This window comes from Nocardioides abyssi, assembly GCF_030412915.1.
GTDB lineage: Bacteria > Actinomycetota > Actinomycetes > Propionibacteriales > Nocardioidaceae > Nocardioides > Nocardioides abyssi.
The window spans coordinates 1-276 of record NZ_JAUHJR010000183.1 but is presented as its reverse complement, the minus strand read 5'-3'; the positions used below and the strand labels follow the sequence as shown (position 1 = coordinate 276).

1 protein-coding gene is annotated in these 276 nt (G+C 34.8%); it reads right to left on the bottom strand.

Annotated features, from left to right (window positions below; all coding sequences use genetic code 11):
• Positions 1 to 75: 75 nt before the first annotated feature.
• Positions 76 to 276 (bottom strand): hypothetical protein (locus QWY29_RS20420; protein ID WP_300963054.1); only part of this gene is annotated, 201 nt, incomplete at its 5' end.

Genomic DNA, 276 nt, shown 5'->3' with positions numbered 1-276 from the left:
ATTGTTTAGTTAATCTAACTTAGTTTTGAATTATTTTTTAGGAAGCTAAAGATTCGGTAAAAAATAAAAAAGAGGTTAAAGCTTTGGTATAGCTCTAGTGTATTTCGAAGACATAAACACAACAGCTCCTATTGCAGCGAGCATTACAACTGTTGCAATTGCTCCAAATTCAGGAACTACATTGAACATCAAAATTTCTCCCCTTGGTCCACTCCAATTTTCTTCGTCATCTGGTAGTCCAAAACCAAGTACAGTTATTTTGATATCCACCGGATC